Source organism: Musicola keenii (assembly GCF_014855505.1).
GTDB classification, from domain to species: domain Bacteria; phylum Pseudomonadota; class Gammaproteobacteria; order Enterobacterales; family Enterobacteriaceae; genus Musicola; species Musicola paradisiaca.
This window is the reverse complement of record NZ_JAAWVW010000047.1, coordinates 1-3618: the sequence shown is the minus strand read 5'-3', so window position 1 is coordinate 3618 and position 3618 is coordinate 1. Positions and strand designations below refer to the sequence as shown.

The following is a 3618-nucleotide window of genomic DNA, read 5'->3' as shown; positions in this document are numbered from 1 at the left end:
GCTATAACTATCTAATAGAGCATACAACAAAATCAAAATACTTCGCTGAGCGCCAAGACCTGTTAGATAAATATTACGATGTTAGATTGATTCGCTATTCAATCAAAAGACCTGACGGAAAAGTCGGCAAGGTTGAGATTTATACTGATTCTGGTGAACTGATTTTCGAACAATATAAAAGGCTTCAGCTTGTTTAAAATAACAATCTCACCCTAGCATTATAAAATATTGGAGTAAGATTAATATATAAAGCAATTAGTCTTAGGCGTTTGTTATGCCAATTAATGTAAGAAATGAAAACAAATTCTCTTATTTAATCCCCTGTTAAATTTGACACTTTCTCTATATCCCTTAACATATAAATATAACAATCATTATTAACGAGGTATTTATGAGAAATGTAAAATTAGACAACAGCGATTTATTAGCATATTTTGATACTGTTGAAAAACTTAAGCAACAACCATCAATGGACGAATATCGAGAAGAGTATTTCAGACTGCGTGAAGATGACTCTGTGCCACAATATAAACTAAAAGAATATTACTCAGCCCATACGAAACTACGTAGGTTGGATAGAAAGAGAAAGTCTCTTATGGATTCTTTTATTGAAGAACTTAATCCTATAAGTTTTTCAGCAGCCAACTTATCTGCGAAAAGATCATCAGGGAATCTTGATAAGTTTTATGAACGTAGGCTTTATGGAAAAGCGATTGTAGAAAAAAGTGATGATGAGATCGTTGCTCTAGTGGTAAAACAGCGAACTGAAGCAGCACTTCAATTTCAACGTTCTGTTGAGCAGAGTCTTAAACAGCTTTCCAGTATTTCATCAGATGTTGGAACATCAGACAAAAAACGCAGAAAAATGGCTGTTTAATTTTTGACAGAAAAACAATATTGGTGAATACACCGATATTGTATCGGTTCCCAGCAGTATTAGCTCAGATGTGTGATTCATAGACATCGTTTCACTATAATGCCTCACTATGAACAGGGAAATTCAGCAGCGGCTACAGTGGGTAAAGCTCTATGAAACGTCTGGTGATGCGGGATTCGTATGCCGTCGCTGTGGTATTTCTCGCCCCACATTACGTAAATGGTGGCGCAGATATCTGGCTCAGGGCATCGCTGGCCTGAAAAGCCATAGTCGTCGCCCTAAACACTCGCCATCAACGAAAACCGGCGCTGATGAAGTCGCTCTGATTCTGGAGTTGCGCTCCCTGCGAAATCTGGGGGCAAGGCGGATTCAGAGCGAGTTAAAACGACTTCATTCAGTCTCACTGGCAATGGCAACGATCCACAAAGTTCTTTGCCAGAATCAGGTTAAACCTGTTGTTAAATTCCGGCGTAAAGCTGACTTCATTCGCTACGAACGCCCTGTTCCCGGTGATCGCGTCCAGATGGATACCTGCAAAATTGCTCCCGGATTATATCAGTACACATCTGTTGATGACTGCACTCGCTACAGAGTCCTGAGGCTTTACAGTCGTCGCACGGCTGCAAACACACTCGATTTTATTGATTGTGTTATTGAAGAAATGCCTTTCCCGATACAGCGCTTTCAGACAGATCGGGGAAGAGAGTTTTTTGCCGTTAAGGTGCAGGAAAGATTAAAAGAATACGGCATCAAGTTTCGCCCAAATAAACCCGCTTCGCCTCATCTTAATGGCAAAGTTGAACGTTCCCAAAAAACAGACAAAGCCGAATTTTACGCTACCGTAGACCTCTCAGCTGATGGCCTGAAGGAGCTGCTGGCAGAGTGGCAGCATTACTATAACTGGGAACGTCCTCATAGCGCTCACCACGGTAAAACTCCGATGGAGCGCTACTTCGAACTTGCTGAGCAAACGCCATACTCTGATGCCGTTCACACAAATTATCAGCCCAGTGAAGAGCATATACAGGAACAGAATTACAAGCTCGAACTTGAACTGAGAAAATTGAAACGATGTCTATGAATCACACAGCTCAGACTTGAGCTGACAGTGAACGTTCAAATTTTATTAATATTCCGAGCGTAAGATGAAGTGTATCTTCTAATTGATCATATTCATCTTGAGTTGCCGACGGAGATAATAACATCTCCGTCGCTGAAAAAACATCAATGTTACATTTGACATCTGATGGTATTTCATTTTTTATTTCTTCAATATATTTTTCATACTTATCCTTGATTTCTATTATTTTTTCATCTCGACCATTAGTTGTGATGCAAAATCGACTAGGAATATCATTACGATTATAAAACGATTCGAATGCGCAATTAACTGCAAGATTTAGTCTCGATGAACCTGTGTTCCCAGTATATTTTATATATTCTAAATTCCTTGTTATATCATCAAGTAACAATTTTTTTTGCGGAGAATTACCTTTAACTTCAATAGCACACTTAGGATAAGATATCCCGTTGTCATCACCAAGTAATACAATGTCAATCCTTCCTGTCCTTGTTGTATTAGCGTACTCTCTTAAAACACTCTTAGAAAATAATTTACCGGTCGCTATTCTTTTTATTAATGGTACTGTTGATGTTAAGAACTTCCCTGTGTTATATTCGAAAATTATTTTTTCATCATCTATACGGAATCTCTTACTATTGAGCAAAGCCTGACCTATTGATACAGTGGCAACATATTCAGTATTAATCTTACCACCGGAACTAAAATTCATTAATCGAGTGTCACTAGCAGCACTTTCCATTCCTTTCTTTACAGCTTCGATAATATCATTTTCATCCATAACTATTCCTTTATTTAATATTTATGCCATTTCATTAGATATAGATCATTACGCTCTCTGATAATTAATTATAATATAACTTATTTATATCAACAATCTTATTTTTTTGAGAAACAGAAATGCCTATTTCTAGCGCAACACTGTCCGTCAGATTAGGCATTCCCTTAACCCAAATCTGAACCAACAGAGCATAACTCCTTTAGTGATACCCGATCCTTCGCCATCAGCTTGAGAAGCCTTTTCATCCTCAGCTTACGCGACTTCTTCTCACCAATCTCCTGATAATACTCCTCACGGCGCTCTGCTACTACTTTACGGAACTTCTTCAACAGTTGATTCAGTGTTTTGATATCAGTAGTAGCCGCTTCAGCTTGGATTTTTCTATACATATACATAACGTGGAATTCATCAATCATTTTTAACCTCTCAGTTATCTTATCTAGATTATTTCCCTCTCAACGAGGGAATAAACTCATTTATCAATGTCAGTTTACTGTCATTTTTAACTTCCAATAAACAGGGTCTTGATTTTCATCCTGATTCATATTTTTAAACACGAGATCAATGATATGCTCCAGATGCCAATGTAAGATTTCTTCCTTTAAATCATTTTTATTGATAGCAGATATATTATTTTTGATAGAGCATTTCATTATCTCACGAGTTATCAACACATCATAAATAACTTCTGAAAGTTTCCCCCAACTCACAATATAGATTGCTGTTTCAGGATCTTTTTCATAAATGGCATATATCTCATCACAGAATCCTTGTAAAATGTTAGCAATAAGATGGTTTTTTGTTTTATCATGGCTGTTCAATATAATCTCTTTCATCTTTAATCCTTTTATTATGTTAATAGTTAGTAAGAGTAATTAG

At 37.1% G+C, this 3618-nt stretch carries 5 protein-coding genes and 1 pseudogene; 3 read left to right on the top strand and 3 right to left on the bottom strand.

Annotation, left to right across the window (positions count from 1 at the left end; translation table 11 throughout):
* The 3 genes and pseudogenes from HEP82_RS20050 to HEP82_RS19720 all read left to right on the top strand — a co-directional run.
* Nucleotides 1-197: pseudogene (locus HEP82_RS20050) on the top strand (hypothetical protein); the annotation flags it as partial.
* A gap of 194 nt (nucleotides 198-391) precedes the next feature.
* Nucleotides 392-877 carry a DUF4756 family protein gene (locus tag HEP82_RS19725; protein ID WP_192459601.1) on the top strand — a complete coding sequence of 162 codons (486 nt, stop codon included), beginning with the start codon at nucleotides 392-394 and terminating at the stop codon, nucleotides 875-877.
* Between the two features lie 109 nt (nucleotides 878-986).
* The gene (locus tag HEP82_RS19720; protein ID WP_192459600.1) at nucleotides 987-1958 is read left to right on the top strand and encodes an IS481 family transposase; all 972 of its coding nucleotides are present in this window, start codon (nucleotides 987-989) and stop codon (nucleotides 1956-1958) included.
* A 10-nt stretch (nucleotides 1959-1968) separates the two neighbouring features.
* Here HEP82_RS19720 and HEP82_RS19715 read toward each other — a convergent pair whose 3' ends face one another.
* The 3 genes from HEP82_RS19715 to HEP82_RS19705 form a co-directional block, all read right to left on the bottom strand.
* The gene (locus HEP82_RS19715) at nucleotides 1969-2739 is read right to left on the bottom strand and encodes a hypothetical protein (RefSeq protein ID WP_192459599.1); all 771 of its coding nucleotides are present in this window, start codon (nucleotides 2737-2739) and stop codon (nucleotides 1969-1971) included.
* Nucleotides 2740-2903: 164 nt separating this feature from the next.
* On the bottom strand, nucleotides 2904-3155 hold the full coding sequence (locus HEP82_RS19710) for an H-NS family histone-like protein (protein ID WP_192459598.1): 252 nt from the start codon (nucleotides 3153-3155) through the stop codon (nucleotides 2904-2906).
* A 69-nt stretch (nucleotides 3156-3224) separates the two neighbouring features.
* Entirely contained in the window at nucleotides 3225-3575 is a 351-nt protein-coding gene (locus tag HEP82_RS19705; RefSeq protein WP_192459597.1) for a hypothetical protein, read from the bottom strand.
* Between the last annotated feature and the right edge of the window lie 43 nt (nucleotides 3576-3618).